This window comes from Bifidobacterium miconisargentati, assembly GCF_019331675.1.
In the GTDB taxonomy this organism is placed as follows: Bacteria; Actinomycetota; Actinomycetes; order Actinomycetales; family Bifidobacteriaceae; genus Bifidobacterium; species Bifidobacterium miconisargentati.
In genome coordinates this window covers 117,961-138,394 of record NZ_JAHBBJ010000007.1, presented here as the reverse complement: position 1 = coordinate 138,394, position 20,434 = coordinate 117,961, and the positions used below count along the sequence as shown (strand labels likewise).

General features: G+C 63.3%; 17 protein-coding genes and 1 tRNA gene. 16 read left to right on the top strand and 2 right to left on the bottom strand.

Annotated elements, in window-relative coordinates:
• Positions 1–89 precede the first annotated feature (89 nt).
• The 5 genes from sucC (at position 90) to KIH81_RS06030 (ending at position 5,797) form a co-directional block, all read left to right on the top strand.
• Positions 90–1,292: an ADP-forming succinate--CoA ligase subunit beta gene (sucC, locus tag KIH81_RS06050; protein WP_214304535.1), complete on the top strand. Its 1,203-nt coding sequence runs from the start codon at positions 90–92 to the stop codon at positions 1,290–1,292.
• Positions 1,292–2,203 (top strand): succinate--CoA ligase subunit alpha, encoded by a 912-nt coding sequence (gene sucD / locus KIH81_RS06045; RefSeq protein ID WP_214304534.1) that lies wholly within the window; start codon positions 1,292–1,294, stop codon positions 2,201–2,203. The genes sucC and sucD overlap by 1 nt, the downstream gene beginning before the upstream one ends.
• A gap of 18 nt (positions 2,204–2,221) precedes the next feature.
• Positions 2,222–3,700: a cell division protein PerM gene (locus KIH81_RS06040; protein WP_214304533.1), complete on the top strand. Its 1,479-nt coding sequence runs from the start codon at positions 2,222–2,224 to the stop codon at positions 3,698–3,700.
• On the top strand, positions 3,648–5,285 hold the full coding sequence (gene purH, locus KIH81_RS06035; RefSeq protein WP_214304532.1) for a bifunctional phosphoribosylaminoimidazolecarboxamide formyltransferase/IMP cyclohydrolase: 1,638 nt from the start codon (positions 3,648–3,650) through the stop codon (positions 5,283–5,285). Before KIH81_RS06040 ends, purH begins: the two co-directional genes overlap by 53 nt.
• Before the next feature lie 209 nt (positions 5,286–5,494).
• Positions 5,495–5,797 carry a DUF3017 domain-containing protein gene (locus KIH81_RS06030; protein WP_214304531.1) on the top strand — a complete coding sequence of 101 codons (303 nt, stop codon included), beginning with the start codon at positions 5,495–5,497 and terminating at the stop codon, positions 5,795–5,797.
• Here KIH81_RS06030 and KIH81_RS06025 read toward each other — a convergent pair.
• Positions 5,696–6,640 (bottom strand): aquaporin, encoded by a 945-nt coding sequence (locus tag KIH81_RS06025; RefSeq protein ID WP_214304530.1) that lies wholly within the window; start codon positions 6,638–6,640, stop codon positions 5,696–5,698. The two genes, KIH81_RS06030 and KIH81_RS06025, sit on opposite strands and share 102 nt — an antisense overlap.
• Before the next feature lie 213 nt (positions 6,641–6,853).
• Between KIH81_RS06025 and KIH81_RS06020 the strand changes: the two genes are divergently transcribed.
• Positions 6,854–7,624: a pseudouridine synthase gene (locus tag KIH81_RS06020; protein ID WP_109056086.1), complete on the top strand. Its 771-nt coding sequence runs from the start codon at positions 6,854–6,856 to the stop codon at positions 7,622–7,624.
• Positions 7,621–9,756 carry a bifunctional cytidylate kinase/GTPase Der gene (gene der, locus KIH81_RS06015; RefSeq protein WP_214304529.1) on the top strand — a complete coding sequence of 712 codons (2,136 nt, stop codon included), beginning with the start codon at positions 7,621–7,623 and terminating at the stop codon, positions 9,754–9,756. Before KIH81_RS06020 ends, der begins: the two co-directional genes overlap by 4 nt.
• A 285-nt stretch (positions 9,757–10,041) precedes the next feature.
• Here the strand turns inward: der and KIH81_RS06010 are convergent, their stop codons facing one another.
• Positions 10,042–10,509 carry an aminoacyl-tRNA deacylase gene (locus tag KIH81_RS06010; protein ID WP_214304528.1) on the bottom strand — a complete coding sequence of 156 codons (468 nt, stop codon included), beginning with the start codon at positions 10,507–10,509 and terminating at the stop codon, positions 10,042–10,044.
• Between the two features lie 315 nt (positions 10,510–10,824).
• On the opposite strand from KIH81_RS06010, the gene KIH81_RS06005 reads away from it, so the two are divergent.
• The 9 genes from KIH81_RS06005 to KIH81_RS05965 all read left to right on the top strand — a co-directional run bounded on the left by KIH81_RS06005 (position 10,825) and on the right by KIH81_RS05965 (position 20,359).
• Entirely contained in the window at positions 10,825–11,574 is a 750-nt protein-coding gene (locus KIH81_RS06005) for a class I SAM-dependent methyltransferase (protein WP_214304527.1), read from the top strand.
• Positions 11,575–11,672: 98 nt separating this feature from the next.
• A tRNA-Pro gene (locus KIH81_RS06000) sits at positions 11,673–11,749 on the top strand.
• Positions 11,750–11,917: 168 nt separating this feature from the next.
• Positions 11,918–12,307, top strand: coding sequence for a DUF1304 domain-containing protein (locus KIH81_RS05995; protein ID WP_214304526.1), 390 nt, complete (start codon positions 11,918–11,920; stop codon positions 12,305–12,307).
• Between the two features lie 118 nt (positions 12,308–12,425).
• Positions 12,426–12,926, top strand: coding sequence for a GNAT family N-acetyltransferase (locus KIH81_RS05990; RefSeq protein ID WP_214304525.1), 501 nt, complete (start codon positions 12,426–12,428; stop codon positions 12,924–12,926).
• 300 nt (positions 12,927–13,226) lie between these two features.
• Positions 13,227–14,621: a UTP--glucose-1-phosphate uridylyltransferase gene (locus tag KIH81_RS05985; RefSeq protein WP_420829130.1), complete on the top strand. Its 1,395-nt coding sequence runs from the start codon at positions 13,227–13,229 to the stop codon at positions 14,619–14,621.
• 278 nt (positions 14,622–14,899) lie between these two features.
• Entirely contained in the window at positions 14,900–16,822 is a 1,923-nt protein-coding gene (locus KIH81_RS05980) for a helix-turn-helix transcriptional regulator (RefSeq protein WP_109056101.1), read from the top strand.
• A gap of 141 nt (positions 16,823–16,963) precedes the next feature.
• Positions 16,964–17,281, top strand: coding sequence for a hypothetical protein (locus KIH81_RS05975; protein ID WP_214304524.1), 318 nt, complete (start codon positions 16,964–16,966; stop codon positions 17,279–17,281).
• A gap of 22 nt (positions 17,282–17,303) precedes the next feature.
• The gene (locus tag KIH81_RS05970) at positions 17,304–19,886 is read left to right on the top strand and encodes a DEAD/DEAH box helicase (protein WP_214304523.1); all 2,583 of its coding nucleotides are present in this window, start codon (positions 17,304–17,306) and stop codon (positions 19,884–19,886) included.
• Positions 19,887–20,011: 125 nt separating this feature from the next.
• A complete protein-coding gene (locus tag KIH81_RS05965) occupies positions 20,012–20,359 on the top strand; it encodes an RNA polymerase-binding protein RbpA (protein WP_109056104.1) in 348 nt (115 codons plus the stop codon).
• The last annotated feature ends 75 nt before the right edge of the window (positions 20,360–20,434 follow it).

Below are 20,434 nucleotides of genomic sequence, written 5' to 3'. Positions count from 1 at the left end.
CGTCTCACGAACACGCGGTTTGTTGTCATGGTCCGGCATGTACTGTGTACAGTTACATGCCGGACCATTATTTAGTCAGGGAAGGATCCATGGACCTTTACGAATACCAGGCGCGTGAGCTGCTTGAGGAACAGGACATCCCCACCCCGGGTGCCATCTTCGCACAGAACTCCCATGAAGTGGCCGAGGCGGCGGACAAGATCGGCTACCCCTGCGTGATCAAGGCGCAGGTGAAGATCGGCCATCGCGGCCAGGCGGGCGGCGTGAAGATCGCCCACAATCGCGACGAGGCCATCCTCGAATCCGAGGCCATTTTGCCGATGACCATCCACGGACACAAGGTCTCGGGCGTGCTCGTGGCCGAAGCCAAGAACATCCTGCACGAGTACTACGTGTCCATCTCCGTGGACCGCACCTCCCGCGATTTCGATGTGCTGGCCACCGCCAACGGCGGCACCGAGGTCGAGGAGATCGCCAAGGAGCATCCGGAATCCGTCAAGCGCCTGCACATCGAGGCGCTCGGCGACTTCGATCTCGCGGCGGCCACCAAGATGGCCGAAAGCATCGGCTTCTACCATGCGGACGTGGATCAGGCCGCCCAGATCCTGCTCAAGATGTGGCGCTGCTTCAAGGAGAACGACGCCACGCTGGTGGAGATCAACCCGCTGGCCAAGATCGGGGACCCGGACGACGAATCCACCAAGCAGCTGTGCGCGCTCGACGCCAAGATCTCCCTTGACGACAACGCCGCGTTCCGCCATGACGGCTGGACTCGCTTCGTGGATCCCATCGTGCCCGACCCGTTCGAGCAGAAGGCACGCGAGCACGGCCTGCACTACGTGCACCTGCACGGCGAGGTCGGCGTGATCGGCAACGGCGCGGGCCTGGTCATGAGCTCGCTGGACGCCGTCTCCGGTGCCGGCGAGGAGCAGGGCACCGGCATCAAGCCAGCCAACTTCCTGGACATCGGCGGTGGCGCCTCCGCGGCCGTCATGGCCAGCAGCCTGGAGATCGTCCTGTCCGACCCGCAGGTCGAATCCGTGTTCATCAACGTCTACGGCGGCATCACCTCCTGCGTGGAGGTGGCCAACGGCATCCTCGAGGCCGTCAAGGCGCTTGGCAGCTCCAAGCCCATCGTGGTCCGCTTCGACGGCAACGCCGCGGCGGAAGGCCTGCACATTCTGGCCGAAGCCAACAACCCGATCATCCATGTGTCCGAAACCATGGAGGGCGCCGCACAGAGGGCCGCCCAGCTGGCCGCCGAAGCCACCAAGTCCAAGGAGGTTCGCTGATGCTGTTCATCGAAGACGGCGCACCGGTAATCGTTCAGGGTATGACCGGTCATCAGGGCATGACGCACACCGCGCGCATGCTCAAGGCCGGCACCAACATCGTCGGCGGCGTGAACCCGCGCAAGGCGGGCACCACCGTCACCTTCCCGGCCGCCCGCAACGGCGAGGAAGCGGACATCCCCGTGTTCGCCACCTGCTCCGAAGCCCGCGAGGCCACCGGCGCCAAGGCCAGCGTGGTATTCGTGCCGCCGCGCTTCGCCAAGAACGCCGTGGTCGAGGCCGTCGAGGCCGGCATCGAACTCGTGGTGGTCATCACCGAGGGCATCCCGGTCGCCGATTCCGCCTACTTCGTGGAGCTTGCCCTGCGCAAGGGCGTGCGCATCATCGGACCGAACTGCCCGGGCCTCATCACGCTGGGCGACCCCGGCGTCAATCTCGGCATCATCCCGGACGGCATCGTGGGCCGCGGCCCGCTTGGCCTGGTCTCCAAGTCCGGCACGCTGACCTACCAGCTCATGGGCGAACTCTCCGACATCGGCTTCACCGCATGCCTGGGTGCCGGCGGCGACCCGATCGTGGGCACCACGCTGCTCGAGGCCCTTGAGGCCTTCGAAGCCGACCCGAACACCAAGGCCGTCATGATGATCGGCGAGATCGGCGGCTTCGCCGAGCAGGAAGCCGCCGCATGGGCCAAGGAGCACATGACCAAGCCGGTCGTGGCGTACATCGCCGGCTTCACCGCCCCCGAAGGCAAGCAGATGGGCCATGCCGGCGCCATCGTCTCCGGCGGCAAGGGCACCGCCCAGGACAAGAAGAACGCGCTGGAGGCCGCCGGCATCCCCGTCGGCCGCACCCCGGGCCAGGCTGCCCAGATCATGCGCGACGTGCTCGCCAAGGCCAACATCGACTAAGTGCGGCCCGCCGAACACATGAAAGCAGTGATTCGCCAATGGGTGCGGGGAGCCCTTGCGGCCCTCGCATCCATGGCCATCTATGCCATCGCACTGGGCTGCTACGTGGCCCTGATGCTGCTCGTCATCTCCATGGAGGAGGGCGGCGAAAACCTGACCACAGGCACCACCGGACTCACCAAAGCCGTGGTGCTGCTGAGCGAGGGTTCGGGATTCGCCACCGATTCCGTCACATTGACCATCACCCCGCTGCTGCTGACTGTATTGCTCATCTGGCTCATCGCCACATTGGTCGCGCGGCTCAAGGCCACGGGCCCGCACGCCCTCGTGACGGGGCTGCTCGTATGGCTTGCCCTCAACGAGTGGTTCCGCCAGTCCGTGCATCTGAGTCTGGTGGACGACCAATGGATCACGCTGCTCAAGGCAGGCACGGTGTTCCTGCTCGGATTCCTCTGCGCGGCGGTGCCCGGTTCGGACAAGCTCAAGGACCTGATGGTCTGGATCCGCAAACAGTCCTCCGCCAAGGTCCGGCACTGCCTCAAGACCGGCGTCGCCGTAGCGGCCATCATCCTGGGACTGTATCTGCTCATCGGACTGATCACCGTCATCGTCTGGACCGTACGCAACCATACGGCCGTGGTCTCCGTGTTCGAGATGTCCGGCATGGAAACCGGATCGCGCATCCTCACCACACTGGCCATGATCATCTGGCTGCCCAACCTCATGCTATGGGCCGTCTCCTGGCTGTTCGGCTCCGGATTCGTCATCGGCGACGTGGCCAGCTTCACGTTGTGGGTCGGCCAGTCCAAGGACCTGCCGGCGGTACCCGCGTTCGGCATCCTGCCCGAAGCGGTCTCCAGCGAACTGTGGCGCACGATAGCGCTCAATACGCCGTTCGCCGTGGCCACGCTCGTGGGTCTGTTGGCCCTCTTCCTGCCCGCCGGATTCCGATATCGTCCCATCAGCGTGCGCAGTGACTCCGATCGCCGGGCCATGGTGTTTGATCTTGCGTACCCGGCCGGCGCGTTCTGCCTGAGCGCGGGACTGGTCTCCCTCGGCTCCACGGTGTTGTTCGCGCTGTCCAACGGGTCGCTCGGCCAGCACAGGCTCGCCCATGTGGGCGTGAGCGTCATGGCCTCCACCCGCGCCGTGGGCCATCCCACCGCACTGGGGCTCGCCACGGCATGGCTCGTCGCGCTGATTGGCACCGCACTCGTTTTTTCTGTAGGCTGGATAGCTGAACGTCTGCATCCCTCCCGCACCTCGGGCGCCGCACCCGCCAACGGTTCCGCCGGAGACGGGGATACGGCCGCGAAACCCGGAGCGGACGGGCAGCGGAAGCGGGCGAAGCGGGACGGGGCGCCCAGGAAGCCGCGGCAATCCGTATACGTACAATCCCAACCGAAACCATCGAAATCCCAATCCACAACCAAGGAGGAACAGGATGACAAACACGAACCGGCCGATACGTCGAGCACTGGTTTCCGTCTTTCATAAGGAAGGCATCGAGGTTCTGGCCGAAGCGTTCGTGAAGGCCGGCACCGAAGTGGTCTCCACCGGCTCCACCGCCAAGAAGCTCGCCGAGCTGGGCGTCAAGGTCACCGAGGTCTCGGACGTCACCGGTTTCCCGGAGTGCCTTGACGGCCGCGTGAAGACCCTGCACCCGTACATCCACGCCGGCATCCTGGCGGACATGACCAACCCCGAGCACGCCAAGCAGCTTGAGGAATTCGGCATCAAGCCGTTCGACCTGGTGGTCGTCAACCTGTACCCCTTCGCCGACACCGTACGCTCGGGCGCGTCCGAGGCGGACGTCATCGAGAAGATCGACATCGGCGGCCCCTCCATGGTGCGCGGCGCGGCCAAGAACCACGCCACCGTGGCCATCGTCACCGACCCGAACGACTACGCCCTCGTGGCCTCCCGCGTGGCCGACGGCACCGGCTTCTCCCTGGAGGAGCGTGAATGGCTCGCCGCCAAGGCCTTCGCCCACACTGCGGCCTACGACGCCACCATCAACGAGTGGACCGCCAAGCACTGGCCCAAGCCCGCATCGCTCGAGTCCAGCGAGATCGACCGTGACGATCAGGGCACTGAAGTGGATTCCGCCAAGTTCCCGGCTCAGTTCACCCGTACCTGGGATCGCGCGCACACCCTGCGTTACGGCGAGAACTCCCACCAGCAGGCCGCCCTGTACGTCGACCCGCTCAACCAGACCGGCTTCGCCCACGCCGAGCAGCTCGGCGGCAAGCCGATGAGCTACAACAACTACGTGGACGCCGACGCCGCCTGGCGCACCGTGTGGGACATGGCCCCCGCCATCGCCGTGGCCGTGGTCAAGCACAACAACCCGTGCGGCCTCGCCATCGGCGCCACCGCGGCCGAGGCCCACAAGAAGGCCCACGCCTGCGATCCGATGAGCGCATACGGCGGCGTGATCGCCTGCAACTCCACGGTGACGCTGGAGATGGCCGAAAGCGTGCGCCCGATCTTCACCGAGGTCATCGTGGCCCCCGACTACGAGCCCGCCGCGCTGGAGCTGTTGCAGGCCAAGAAGAAGAACCTGCGCATCCTCAAGGTGGCCGAGCCGCCGAAGGGCCATGAGGCCATCCGCCAGATCGATGGCGGCCTGCTCGTGCAGGACACCGATCTGATCAACGCCGTGGGCGACGATCCGGACTCCTGGAAGCTGGTGGCCGGCGAGCCCGCCGACGCCGAGACCCTCAAGGATCTCGTGTTCGCGTGGCGTGCGATTCGTTGCGTGAAGTCCAACGCCATCCTGCTGGCCCACGATCAGGCCACCGTGGGCATCGGCATGGGCCAGGTCAACCGTGTGGATTCCTGCCATCTGGCCGTCGAGCGTGCCAACACGCTGGCCGACGGCGCCGACCGCGCCACCGGTTCCGTGGCCGCCTCCGATGCGTTCTTCCCGTTCGCCGATGGCGCCCAGGTGCTCATCGACGCCGGCGTGAAGGCCATCGTGCAGCCCGGCGGCTCCATCCGCGACGAGGAGGTCATCGAGGCCGCGAAGCAGGCCGGCGTGACCATGTACCTGACCGGTACCCGCCACTTCTTCCACTGATCGGCGCGTCTTGGCATTGCGCTGAGAATAGTCCTATGTTGGCTCCCCTCCTTGAGGGGAGCTGTCGAACGGAGTGAGGCTGAGGGGAGCAACCCGACCGTGGTGATGAGCTTCCTTTGGCCGGCTTCGCAGGCAGCTCCTTGTAGAGAGGGGAGCCAAGTTTTATGTTTATCCGTAATCGTTGATTTCGTGTTCACAAGGAAGTCGCCATGCACAACCATCCGTACGTATCCGAAGCCCACGAGGGCAAACCATGGTTCGAATGGATCGTATTCGGCGTCGTCGTTGCCGCCGTGCTGCTGGCGCTCCTCGGATACACGATGGCCGCCACGGTTGTGCTTTCCGTGACGGCCATCGTTACCGGGCTCATCCGCCTGATCATGCGGGACAAAAGCCCTTGGAAGGTGCGCTCAGTGGCGTTCGATTCCTTCATCGGCATCGCCCTGGGCGTCGGCCTGCTGATCACGTATTTCAGCTTCTTCGGCCTGTTCGGCAACACCATTTTCGGCTAGCGTCTCAGCCGTATCGCCCTCGGAAGTGGCTTCGGCGCCGTCGAGGCCTTCCAGCGACTCCTGATCGGCGACCTTCACCTTCGGCGTGGTGGCCATCTGGGCGACGATCATCACCAGCGCCACCACGGCGGCGGCCAGCACCGGGCTGATCCAGAACACCCACAGCTGTTGGACCGGGTTCTGCGTCAGGCCCTGATTCATCGTGGCCAGCGCGATGCCGGTGGAACGGGCCGGGTTGAGGCCAACGCCGGTCACCGGGTAGCTGAAGGCGGCGGCCAGACCGTAGGCGGCGGCCATCGTCAGCACGTAACGGTCGGAAGCCTCGCCGTGCTCGCCGAGCGAGGACATGGCGGCGGCCACCACGATGAGCGAGCCGATGACCTCGACCACGATGGCCAGCGTGATGGAGAACGTGATGCCGTACTGCGTAAGCAGCGAGTAGGACACGGAGCCCTGCTCGAAACCGTTCACAGCTGGGGTGAGCCACACCTTGGCCGTCACCTGCTCGGAGGTGGGCAGCAACTTGACCACCGCGAAGCCGGCGGCGACTGCGCCGATCACCTGGGCCAGCACGTACAGCACGCCGTCCACCAGCTTGGTCTTAGAGGCGAGCACCGCGGCCACGGTCACGGCCGGGTTGAGCTGACCGCCGGAAACACGAGAGAAGATGGCGGTGACCACGCCGTAGGCCAGGGCGGTGGCCAGCGCGGAGAAGACCACATTGACGCCATACACGGCCGAACCCCAGGTGGAGAAGGCGTAGATGGCGAAGCACAGCAGGAAGCTGCCGGCCAGTTCGGCGCACACGCGAAGGCCCAGCGGCTGTTGCTTGGTTTCTTCCATGATTTTCATTTCCTTTTCATCAATTTCTTGGAAGACGGGCGAACCCGCCCAACCGGACAGTCTAGCAGCAGTCCGTGGCACTCGGTATTATGGATAGGTTGGAATTGGCTGGAAATCCAGTCCACCAGCTCGTAATTTATGTACATTGACGGCCGCCCGTACCCTCAAACGACAAACGTACGGAACCCGCCGCCCGGCCACGTTGGGAGAACGATGCCAAACGCATATTCCCGCGCCAGAAGCGCACAAGACGATTCCAATTCCATTCGACTCCAGAAGCTGCTCGCCCAGGCGGGCTTCGGTTCGCGCCGCAAGTGCGAGATCATGATCACCGAAGGCCGCGTCGAGGTGGACGGCGAACTGGTCACCGAGCTCGGCACGCGCGTCGACCCGCACAAGCAGCAGGTCCGCGTGGACGGCTCCCGCGTCCGTATCAACCCGAACCACGTCACGCTGGCGCTGAACAAGCCCAAGAAGGTGCTCTCCGCCATGGAGGATCCGAAGGGCCGCTACACCCTGCGCGACATCGTGGGGGACAAGTACGAGCGCATCTTCCACATGGGCCGCCTGGATTACGATTCCGAGGGCCTCATCCTCATGACGAACGACGGCGAACTCAGCCAGCACGTCATGCACCCCAAGTACGAGGTCGAGAAGACCTATGTGGCCACGCTGGAAGGCAAGATCTCCGGCACCGTGTGCCGCAGGCTCGTGACCACCGGCGTGCAGCTGGACGACGGCTGGATCAAGCTCGACCACTGCGCCATCATCGACTCCTCCCGTGACGCCACTATTGTCAAAGTGGTGCTGCACTCCGGTAAGAACCGCATCGTGCGCCGCATCTTCGGCTCGATCGGCTTCCCGGTCAAGCGTCTGGTCCGTACGCAGATCGGTCCGATCAAGCTCGGCGACCTCAAGCCCGGCTCCTACCGCGTGCTGTCCCAGACTGAAATCCGTTCGCTGTCCAAGGAGGTCGGCCTGTGATCCGCGTTGCCATCGACGGTCCCGCCGGCGTGGGCAAGTCGTCCACGTCCAAGGCGCTGGCCAAGTACTTCGGATACGCCTACCTAGACACCGGCGCCATGTACCGCGCCTGCGCGTGGTGGTGTCTCAAGCAGGGCATCGACCTGGACGCCGAACAGGTGGACGAGCGCGTGGTGACCGAGGCTGTCGGCGAATTCTTCACCGGCGGTCACTTCGACATCTCCGTGAACCCGGACGATCCGCGCGTCTTCGCCGACGATGAGGACATCTCCGAGGCCATCCGCTCCTCCGAGGTCTCCACCCACGTCTCCAAGGTCTCGAACGTCATTCCCGTGCGCAACGTGCTCATCGCCGCCCAGCGCGCGTACATCGCCCGTGAAGCCTCGGCCGACTCCTTCTCCGAGGGACTGGGCGTCGTGGCCGAAGGCCGCGACATCACCACCGTGGTTGCCCCGGACGCCGAGGTGCGTGTGCTGCTGACCGCCCGCGAGGAGGTCCGTCAGGCCCGTCGCGCCGGCCAAGCCGCCAAGGGCGTGGGTGCCGAAGACGTGGCCGCCCGCGACAAGGCTGATTCCAGGGTGACCAATTTCCAGACCGCCGCCGACGGTGTGACCACCATCGACAATTCGGACATGGACTTCGCCCATACGCTGGACATCCTCATCGGTCTGGTCGAGGACGCCATCGAGAACCAGGAGTACGAGCAGTACGCCGCCAACCTGGAGGGCTACGACCTGGACGAGGCGGACGAGGATCTGATCTCCGGCCGCGCCTTCGAGGTCGGCGCACGCAAGGCCGGCCCCAAGCCGGTGGGCGTGCTCGCCGTGGTGGGCCGTCCGAACGTGGGCAAGTCCTCGCTGGTGAACCGTATTCTCGGCCGTCGCGCCGCCGTGGTGGAGGATACGCCCGGCGTGACGCGCGACCGCGTGAGCTACGACGCCGAATGGGCCGGCACCGACTTCAAGTTGGTGGACACGGGCGGCTGGGAGGCCGACGTGGAAGGCATCGACTCGGCCATCGCCTCTCAGGCGCAGGTCGCCGTGCAGCTGTCCGACGCTGTGGTGTTCGTGGTGGACGGACAGGTGGGCATGACCGACACGGACGAGCGCATCGTGAAGATGCTGCGCGCCTCCGGCAAGCCCGTCACCCTGGCCGTGAACAAGATCGACGACCAGGCCAGCGAATACATGGCCGCTGAGTTCTGGAAGCTCGGTCTGGGTGAGCCGTACCCGGTTTCCGCCATGCACGGCAGGGGAGTGGGAGACCTGCTCGACGTCGCGCTGGACAAGCTCAAGAAAGCGGAGAAGACCTCCGGGTTCCTCACGCCCTCCGGTCTTCGCCGCGTGGCGTTGGTGGGCCGTCCGAACGTGGGCAAGTCCTCCCTGCTCAACCAGCTGGCGCGCGAGGAGCGTTCCGTGGTCAACGATCTGGCCGGTACCACGCGCGACCCGGTCGATGAAGTGATCGACATCGACGGCGAGGACTGGCTGTTCATCGACACGGCCGGCATCAAGCGCCGCCAGCACAAGCTCACCGGCGCGGAATACTATTCCTCCCTGCGCACCCAGGCCGCCATCGAGCGTTCCGAGCTGGCCCTGATCCTGTTCGATGCCTCGCAGCCAATCTCCGACCAGGACCTGAAGGTGATGTCCACCGCCGTGGACGCCGGCCGCGCGATCGTGCTGGTGTTCAACAAGTGGGATGCCATGGACGAGTTCGACAAGCAGCGCCTGGAGCGCCTGTGGATCACCGAATTCGATCGCGTGACCTGGGCGCAGCGCGTGAATCTGTCCGCCAAGACCGGCTGGCACACGAACCGTCTGGCCAACGCGATGCGTTCCGCCCTGGAATCCTGGGACCAGCGCATCCCCACCGGCAAGCTCAACGCCTTCCTCGGCAAGATCCAGGCCGCCCACCCGCACCCGCTGCGCGGTGGCAAGCAGCCGCGCATCCTGTTCGCCACGCAGGCGTCCACGCGCCCGCCGCGCTTCGTGATCTTCGCCACCGGCTTCCTCGAGCACGGCTACCGTCGCTACATCGAGCGTTCCCTCCGCGAGGAGTTCGGCTTCGAAGGCACGCCGATCCAGATTTCGGTGAACATCCGCGAAAAGAAGCAGAACAAGAAGAAGTGACGCCTGCGACGCGGTGACACGCGCGGCTTTTTGCAGCTGTTGCAGCGGCTTTTGAGCAGGCACTGTTAAACCAAGATTGACATGGCCCCATTCTTGGCTCCCCTTGTCAGGGGAGCTGCCGGCGAAGCCGGCTGAGGGGTAGTCCTATGGAATTCATGTCAATCTTGGTTTAATAGAGTCTTTGATTATGGGCCTTGCATGATGCTTTACGGGCATCGTGCAAGGCCCATACCATAAGTCGGATGCGAGGCGGCAGATGAAAGCCGGGGCCCATCTCGCCGGCTGTCATTTCAGGAATTCCGCGCTATCGAAATACCCTGCAATGTCATTGGAATCGATGATGAGCCGCGGGTCTATGGCCAGCGTGTGATGCGCGTCCTCGGTGCCGCAATAGACGAAGTCGTGCTTCAGAAGCCGTTGGTCGAAGAACATGCGCACGCCGTCCAGAAGCAGCGGACCTACCGTGCCGACGTCATAGCCGGTGCGTTCCTTGACCAGCTCAGGTGGGGCCAAGTGAATCTGGTGCAATCCCAGAGCACGTCCGAGCTGCCGCCACTTCAGATGCCCTGCCGCGGAGGCGACGACGGCGAACACGCCCTCCTTGGCCTCGACGATATACGTGGCCGCCGCTTTGGTCACATCGAACACCTTCGCGCCGGATTCCAAATCGACGATCGCCGTCTCATGTTCGATGATTCGCGCACGGTCGGCATGTTCGTCGGCGAACCTTCTGATCTGCTCGTAACTGGCCATGCCTGTCATATTCCTGCAACGACATGACATCGCCGGCAGCGGGATCGGCGATGTCCAGGTCCTTCTCATGCTCTATTGCCGCTCGGAACCCTTGTTCTGTGCGTATACCCACCATGAGATACCCATGATTTCGAATTCTGTGCATACACGTATCACGAAGACTCCGTTTCGTCGGTTTCGTGGTGGGCAGATGCACAGAAACTCGTTCATGACACGGATATGCACGGAATAGCCGGTGGGTAGATGCACAGAACGGCGAACATTGGCCGACTGGTTGCCGCTTATGTGCCGTATGCAAGTCCTACACTGGGCAACATGGAGCAGACGAAATTCCATGGCAAGGCTCAGGCCTATGAAGCGGCGCGTCCAAGCTATCCGGCTGCGGCGATCCGGTATATCGACGGCCTGATCGGCGATTGCTTCGGCGGGTCTTCGAACGCTGTGCCGATTGCGGACATCGGTGCGGGTACCGGCAAGTTCACAGTCCCGCTGGCCGGTCTTGGACTGCCGGTGTACGCCGTGGAGCCGGATACCGACATGCGCGGCGTATTGGCCGGGAACGTACGGGACCTGTCGAACGTAACGGTCTGCGACGGCTCGGCGGAGGCGACCTCGTTGCCTGCGGATTGCGTGGACGTGATTACCGTGGCGCAAGCTTTGCACTGGTTCTCACCGGCGGCATTCCCCGTCGAATGCCGCCGCATCGCACGCGATGGACGGTACCTGCTGGTCTCCCTGTACAACGTCACGTCCTTCGATTCGGCAATGCGCCCGGACGACGAATGCGGCGATCGTCTTGCCGGCAGTATCAAACATTTCGACGATACGAAGGCCGACTTCTTCCGGAAGCCTGCGGTGCGTTCGTTTCCCAATCCGATTCGCTACACACGCGATTCCTGGCGCGTCTACATGGACTCGCATTCGCACAGCCCACTACCCGGCGATGCTGACTACGCCGATTACCATGCGTGGGTCGACGAGATCTTCGACGCCCGCGCCATCGACGGCATACTGACCGACGACACCACATGCATGGTCACCAGTGAGCTTGTGCAGTGCGACTAAAAGTTTGATTTGAATCCCCATTCGGGTGCTGCGACACGCAGGCTTTTTGTATGTATTAATTAATGTGGTAGATTATTCAACTGTTGCTTTTGCGACATCGGACCATAGCGCAGTTTGGTAGCGCACTTGACTGGGGGTCAAGGGGTCGCGGGTTCAAATCCCGCTGGTCCGACCAGAAAGCTCGGAATCTTAATGATTCCGGGCTTTTTCGTTTTCCGTCGAAATCACTTCAGCCACGACTGGACACATGCCGGAACAACTGGCTTAGCGGTTTCCTACGGGAGGATTGATACCTTGTATGGGTTTGCTCCGCAACGAAATCCAAAGAGAAAGGAAGCGTCGCATGCTTGTCGCATCGTGTGTATTCGCGATTCTTGCCGGGCTGCTTCATGTTCTGATTTTCGTCCTTGAATCGTTCCGATGGACCGATCCGAAGACGATGCGGGCCTTCTCCATTCCCTCGGTCCAGGAGGCCGAGGCGACCAAGGAGATGGCCTACAACCAGGGCTTCTATAACCTGTTCCTCGGTCTCATGGCTTTGGCGGGTGCGGTGCTTGTCCTTACCGGCCAACATGTTGTCGGTATAACGCTGATGGTCGCCGGTACGGCGTCCATGGTGCTCGCCGCACTGGTGCTGTTCACCGGCAGCCCGGACAAGCGTGGTGCGGCGGCCAAGCAATTCGTATTCCCGGCCGCTGCCCTCGTGCTTCTGCTGCTTTCCGTGGTCCTCTGACGCGACCGTCGTTCCGGACGATCCGCTCTAGAACGAACTCGGGTGCGCGGTTTACGCAACTGGTAAGCACCGATGGTAAGGAAAGCACGGTCCATCGTCCTGTCGTACAGTGGCCATCATGTGTTTCCTCATTCGAGAGTACCGTTCCGATGATGCCTCGCAGACCCTTGAACTGTTCCGCCGGTCGGTTATCGGACTGGCCTCCCGCGATTACGACGAGAGGCAGATTCAGGCATGGGCCGGGCATACGGGAACCGTCCGGCAATGGGACCGGCGCCGCTTGGCCGTGAACACATGGGTGGCCGTAGCTGAGACCGGCACGGATAGGCCGGACGGGACCGGTGCGGGCACCGCAATCGCAGGGTTCATCGACCTCGATGAGACCGGATACATCGACATGCTCTTCGTGGACCCATCCCACACGAGGCAAGGCGTGGCCTCGACGCTGCTTGCCGAAGCCGAACGGCATGCCGCGGCGCATGGCATATCGGGGCTGAGCGTGCACGCGAGCATCACCGCAAGGCTTTTCTTCGAACATCACGGATTCCATGTCGAAGGAATCCGGCATCCAGCGATTGGAGACGTATCGTTCACCAACTATCTGATGGTGCGCCCCTGATCGTCGAACACGCGCCCAGCCAACGTCATGTGCCCTCTCAGGGTTCTGGCGCTAGACTGAGGTGCTATCGCAGTACGAAAGGGACCAACATTGACCGAACTGAACGATGACGCCCAGCCGAGCGGTATCGCCGATCGCACCAACATCGCCAACAACACGAACACCACCAGCACCAACGTCGCCGGCGCAACCGGCGGCGCGGCCGTCCCGCCAATGGCCAACGCATCAGGCGCTCCCGTCGCACCCGCCGACGCGATCGCCGACCAGAACGACGAGATCTTCCAGCACTCCGCCACCAAGATGCGCGAACACGGCATGAGCGAGACCGCCATCGCCCAGTTCGAACGCCTTTACGACGTCTGGCGCCGCGAGGAGGCCTCCAGTTGGATCCGCGAGGAGGACATCGAGCCGCTCGGCCATATCCCCAGCTTCCATGACGTCTACGAGACCATCAATCACGACAAGGCCGTGGATGCCTTCGCCAAGACCGCGTTCATCAAGCTCAACGGCGGCCTCGGCACCTCCATGGGTCTGGAGAAGGCCAAGTCGCTGCTGCCGGTGCGCCGCCACAAGGCCAAGCAGATGCGCTTCATCGACATCATCATCGGCCAGGTGCTGACCGCCCGCACGCGACTGGACGTGGAGCTGCCACTGACCTTCATGAACTCGTTCCACACCTCCGCGGATACCATGAAGGTGCTCAAGCACCATCGCAAGTTCAAGCAGAGCGAAGTGCCCATGGAAATCATCCAGCACCAGGAGCCCAAGCTCTCCGCCGCCACCGGCGAGCCGGTCAGCTTCCCGGAGAACCCCGATCTGGAATGGTGCCCGCCGGGCCACGGTGACCTGTTCTCCACCATCTGGGAGTCCGGCCTGCTGGATGTGCTGGAGGAGCGTGGCTTCAAGTATCTGTTCATCTCCAATTCGGACAACCTCGGCGCGCGTCCCTCTCGCACGCTGGCGCAGCATTTCGAGAATACCGGCGCCCCGTTCATGGCCGAGGTGGCCATCCGCACCAAGGCCGACCGCAAGGGTGGCCACATCGTGCGCGACAAAGTGACCGGCCGACTCATGCTGCGAGAGATGAGCCAGGTCCATCCCGACGACAAATCCGCCGCCGAGGACATCAAGAAGCACCCGTACTTCAACACCAACTCCATCTGGATCCGCATCGATGCCCTCAAGGCCAAGCTCGCCGAATGCAACGGCGTGCTGCCGCTGCCGGTGATCCGCAACAAGAAGACGGTGGATCCCACCAATCCGGATACTGAACCGGTGATCCAGCTCGAGACCGCCATGGGCGCCGCCATCGGGCTGTTCAACGGCTCCATCTGCGTGCAGGTGGACCGTATGCGATTCCTGCCGGTGAAGACCACCAACGACCTGTTCATCATGCGGTCGGACCGTTTCCACCTCACGGATACCTATGAGATGGAGGACGGCAACTACATCTTCCCGAACGTCGAGCTCGACCAGCGCTACTACAAGTACATCCACGACTTCGACGAGCGATTCCCGTACGACGTGCCCTCGTTGGCCGCCGCCAATTCCGTGACCATCAACGGCGATTGGACGTTCGGCCGCGACGTCTCGTTCTATGCCGACGTGATGCTGGAGGATCAGGGCAAGCCCAGCTACGTGCCGAACGGCGAATACGTCGGACCGCTCGGCATCGAACCGGATGACTGGGTGTGAACCCATGTGAAATCCCATGCCTGCCGGGGTGGATGCACTCCCTTGGACGGACGATAACCACCCGACAGGCATGAGGAGCGCATATTCGTCGCAACGGCTGGATCTCACTTCAAACCGGCGCGAACGGTGGTAAAAGACACGGCCGGGACACGGAAAACAACAAAATAGCGTTATTTTTCGGGAAATGTCGCTGAACAGCGGAAAAACCCTCTAAGATAGAGGGAGTGCAGGTTATGCTGCACACTTATAAACAAAACATTAACTTTACGTGAGGACTAATGGCAGAAGGCACGAGCGGACGTCGGCGTTTTTCCGATAAGTGGGGCAAACACGAGCTGGATGTACTGGCCGTGTTGTCTTCGGCGTTCCCGCAATGGCTTACTTCGCGCCAGATTGCGCAGCGTGTGAAGGCCTATGCGGATTCCTACGGCGAACTGGCCGATCAGGCCGCCAAGGCCGCGTTCGCTAAGCAGTTCCAGCGCGACCGTGCCAAGCTCGCCGCCATGGGCATCGCCATCGAGTCCCGCCAGCCGGAATACTCGTCCAAGTCCGAGGGCCAGGACTTCGCGTCCTACCGCCTGCAGCTGGGCGACGAACCGCGTATCCGTCTCATGTTCGAACCGGAGGACATGCCCGTGCTCGCGGCGGCCAACTACCTGGCCCGTTCCATGTCCATCTCCTCCGAGCCCGACCAGTCGCAGCTCACCCAGCACGCCTCGCGTACCACGCCGCGCGTGCCGCAGACCCCGATTCCCGGTCTCGGCCTCGACTCCATCGCCCCGGGTCTCGGCACCCAACCGATTCCCGATTCGCTGGTCAAGGTCATCGACTCACGTCGTTTCGCAGCCACCGTTGAGGTGGACGGCGAACATCTCAACGTGGCGTACACCGACTCCGATGATCTGGCCATGTACGTGCTGGAGCATCCCGGCGCCACCATCGTGAGCCCGCAGGAGGCCGTGGACGCCTACCACCGTCGTCTGCACGCGGCCAGCCAGTTCACGCTGGCGGATGAGTCGGCGAGCCCGGTGAGCGCCTCCGTGGTCTCTCCGTCCATCAGCCGCGACGTGAGCGAGCCTGGCGATCCGGAATCCATCAAGGCCCAGAACAAGAAGAGCGGTGCCGCGTTCCAGACCGGCAGCGAGGTGGATCGTCGCCTGCGCCTGATGCTGTTCCTCTCCGCCCATCTGGGCGAGGAGTTCTCCATGGGCGAGCTTGCGGTGCGCTTTATCGGCAAGCCCAAGAACGACGACGAGCTCAAGAAGTTCGTGAACATCATTCACAAGGACATCAACACGCTCACCACCGTGTCCGATGACGGCGAGATGGCCGGCAGCCAGTTCTTCGACATCGACTGGCCGCTGCTGGACGCCGAAGGCATCGTCTCCGCCACCAATTCGCTGGGACTGGAGCGCCTGGCCGGCATCTCGCCGCAGTACCTGAGCATGCTCACGGCCTCCGTCAGCTACCTTGCCCATTCGCCGCTGCTGCCGGACAAGCAACGCAATCAGGCAGAATCGCTGTACCTGCGCCTGCGCCGGCACGTCACGCCCGGTCAGACCCCGTGGCTGAGCCTGACCGGCTACGAACTTGAGCCGCGCAGCTTCTCCGTGGTCAAGCGCGCCATCAACACCGATTCGCTGCTGGACATGGAATACACGGACGGCACCGGCCGTCTGCGCCGCAAGCTGGTGGCCCCCTTCAAGATCTTCATCGACGAGGGCGTGTACTACGCGGCCGTCTACACGGACGTCGGATCCGCCGCCCCCAAGGACAAGAAGTCGTACGTCGCCAAGGACATGAGCATCGACAAGGCCACGGGCAAGCCTCGCGTGTGGCAGGTGCTGCGTCTGGCCCGCATCGAGAAGGCCGAGCTGGTCAAGCCCACCAAGGAACTGGACGTGCCGAACGTGCCGGTCGCCGAACTGCGCAAGTGGAGCTTCGACAACGGCACCGAGGCGGTGTTCATCACCGACCAGCGTGATTTGCCGTTCATCAAGACGCTGCCCGGCGCCACCGTGGAGCATTGCGGGGCGGGGGAGAAGGTGCATTTGACCGTGTCCTCCGACTCCTGGTTCGTGGCGTTCTGCATCTCCCACGCCCGACACATCACGGCCGTGGCCCCGGACACGCTGCGTACGATGATCGTGGCCCGCGCCGAACGCGAGCTCAGCATCAGCGACGGCAAGGACAACAAGTAGGCCCATTCAGTAGGCCGCGCGGTACAGTTACGGTAGACAATAGCGTTCCGTCCATCGGATAGTGTGCGATTGCCACACGTGCGGGCGAATGGGACGCTGCGTAATGGAAGATAAGTAGCGGAACTAGCAGAAGGAGACATCATGCCTTGGTGGATATGGCTGGTATTGGCCCTGTTCATGCTGGGCATGATCGTCGCCGGACTGGTCTACGCCGGCATTCATGGCCTGCGTGCGCTCAAGGACATGTCCGGCGTGGCCGAGCAGGTCGGCGAACGCATGTCCGCCATGGGCGAGCCCGCCGAAGCCGGCGATTCCCCCGAACCCCCGCTGTTCACCCAGCCGCTGAGCGTGGCGCAGGAGCGCTATGCCGACACCTATGCGGCGGTGCTCAGGCGCAAGGCCGCCAAGCGCGAACGCCACACGCAGGCCTGGAGCCGTTGGAAACGCTTCAACAACTAATTACTCCCATACGGAAGGCATCATGGCACGTCACCATCACAGCAAGGACGACTCGCAATCCCGGAACCTGAGCCCCTCGCAACGGTACGCCGCCTTCCAGAAGGTCAAGCGTCAGCGCGCCTCCGTGGCCGCACGGTTCGCCGCCACGCTTCCGTTCGACCTTGACGACTTCCAGATCGAGGCCAACGAGGCCCTGGAGGCCGGCAGCAATGTGCTGGTCGCGGCCCCCACCGGCGCCGGCAAGACCGTGGTGGCCGATTTCGCCATCTACCTGGCGCAGGACCGCAATGTCAAGGCCTTCTACACGACCCCCATCAAGGCGCTGAGCAACCAGAAATACCATGATCTGGTGAACGTGTACGGGCCGGATCGCGTGGGCCTCCTGACCGGCGACACCTCCATCAACTCCGAGGCGGACATCGTGGTGATGACCACCGAGGTGCTGCGCAACATGCTCTACGAGCGTTCCTCCACACTCGCCGCCCTACGCTACGTGATCCTGGACGAGGTCCACTATCTCGCCGACAAGTTCCGCGGGCCCGTGTGGGAGGAGGTCATCATCCACCTGCCCAAGTCGGTGAAGATCGTGGGCCTGTCCGCCACCGTGTCCAACGTGGAGGACTTCTCCAACTGGATCGCCTCGGTCAGGGGCGAGACCAAACTGGTCATCAGCGAACATCGCCCGGTGCCGCTGGAACAGCATGTGCTGGTGCAGGCGGACGAACACACCGAACCGGAGGTGCTGGACCTCTACCGTAGAGACGCCAACGGCGAGCAGACCGTCAAACTCAACGCCGAACTCATCAACCGGCTCGACCAGCTGGACCGCAAGGCCGCACGCCGGCGCGGCGAGCAGCGTCCGGACAAGCGTAAGGGATTCAAGGGCGGCAAATCACGCCACGGCGGCCAGCTCAAGCCTGAACGGTATACGCCCCGCCGGTGGGCCGTGGTGGACGAGCTGCATTTCCTTGACATGCTGCCCGGCATCTACTTCATCTTCTCGCGCAATGGCTGCGACCAGGCCGTGGAACAGTGCATCAACGCCGGGCTCGAACTCACCACGGATGAAGAGGCCGTGCGCATCCGCCGCATCGTGGACGAGATGGTGGACGGCCAGCTCACCCAGGAGGACCTCAAGGCCCTGCACTTCTCCAAGTTCCGCTTCGCCCTCGAGGAGGGCTTCGCCTCGCATCACGCCGGCATGATCGCCCTGTTCCGCCAGATCGTCGAACGACTGTTCGAGGAGGGCCTGGTCAAGATGGTGTTCGCCACCGAAACGCTGGCCCTCGGCATCAACATGCCGGCCCGCTGCGTGGTGGTCGAGAAACTTGAGAAGTTTGACGGCACCGGCCATGTGGGTCTGACGCCCGGCGAGTTCACCCAGCTGACGGGACGTGCGGGACGTCGCGGCATCGACACCATCGGCCATGCCATCGTGGTGGACCATCACGGCTTCGTGCCGGCCACGGCCGCCGCACTGTCCTCCAAGCGCGTCTACCCGCTGCATTCGAGCTTCCGGCCCACGTTCAACATGGCCGTCAACCTGCTCAATTCCAGCGATTACGAGACCGCCCGTGTGACGCTCGACCAGTCGTTCGCCCAATGGGAGGCCAACGAATCCGCCTGGCAGCTCGAATCGCAGATGACCACGCTCAAGACCGCGCTGGCCGGCTACGAACAGGCGTTCCAGTGCAACCACGGCGATTTCAAGGAATTCATGACGCTGCGCATGGAACTGAGCTCCCTGGAAAAGGACGGCCGACGCAAGCTCAAGCACGAGGTCTTCCTCACCGACCAGGATCGCAGCAAGGCGTTCCGTGATCTTGAGGCGCGCATCCAGGAACTGCGCAAGGCAGAGCGACAGCATCCCTGCCGCAACTGCCCGGATCTGCAGCAACACCTCAAATGGGGACATCGCTGGGCCCGTGAGACGCGGGAACTGGAGCGTGTGACCAACCGGTACGATTCCCGCACCGGTTCCGTGGCCCGCCAGTTCGACCGCATCTGCGACATCCTGACCGAACTCGGCTATCTGGAACGTCGCGAGACCCCGGACGGACGCATCGACATGACACTGACGGACAAGGGCCGGCTGTTGCGCCGCATCTACAGCGAGCATGATCTGGAGCTGTGCGAGGCCCTGCTGTCCGGCACATTCAGCAAGCTTGACGCCAACGGTCTGGCCGCGGTGCTGTCCGCGCTGGTATACGAGGCCAGGCGTGGGGGAGAGGGCGAGCCTCGTCACTACCCCGGCGGCGTCTCCGGACGAATCGCCATCGCATCCTCCAAGCTCAAGGGCGTCTGCGCGCACATCGATGCGCTGTGCGAGGACCATGAACTCGCCGAACTCGCCCAGCCGGACTTCGGCATCGTGGACATCATGTACGAGTGGGCGGACGGTGCCTCACTCGCCGCATGCCTGTACGGTACGGACATGACCGGCGGCGACTTCGTGCGTACGGCCAAGCGGTTGGCGGACGTGCTTCAACAGATCGCCGTGGCGGGACCGTTGCCGTTCGACGAGGGAGAAGCCCTGGCCGATACCGCCCGTGAGGCCGCGGACCGCGTCAATCGCGGTGTGGTGGCGTACTCGGGCGTGGACTGAGTGGACTGACAGGGACGTACGGCGGCGAATCAGCAACGGTCCGAGGCAATCCGCCGGAATAGAATCCAAGTCCGAACTGTTGCGTAAATTAGTACGGTTACGAATTATTCAAGGAGGATGCCGATATGGCAGAACGTAGCTTGAGGGGCATGAGCATCGGTGCGAAGTCGCTGGAGTCCGACGACAACGTGGACTTCGCCGCCAGGAACGATGTGGCGTACGTGTGCCCGAAGGGCCACCGCACCATCCTGCCGTTCGCCGAAGGCGCCGAAGTGCCGGACGAATGGGAGTGCCGTTGCGGTGCCGTGGCGCATCGTGAGGGCGACGAGGATCGCGAAGGCGACGAGATCGCCAAGCCCACCCGCACCCACTGGGACATGCTGCTTGAACGCCGCAGTGAGGAGGAACTCGCCACGCTGCTCGAAAAGCGCCTGCAGATGCACCGTGACGGTTGGATCCCCGACTACGAGTGATAGGCTGCGAATGGCCGCGAGCGATTCCGGTGTTGCCGGTCCGCGCAACCACATGAACAACACGTGAACTTGATA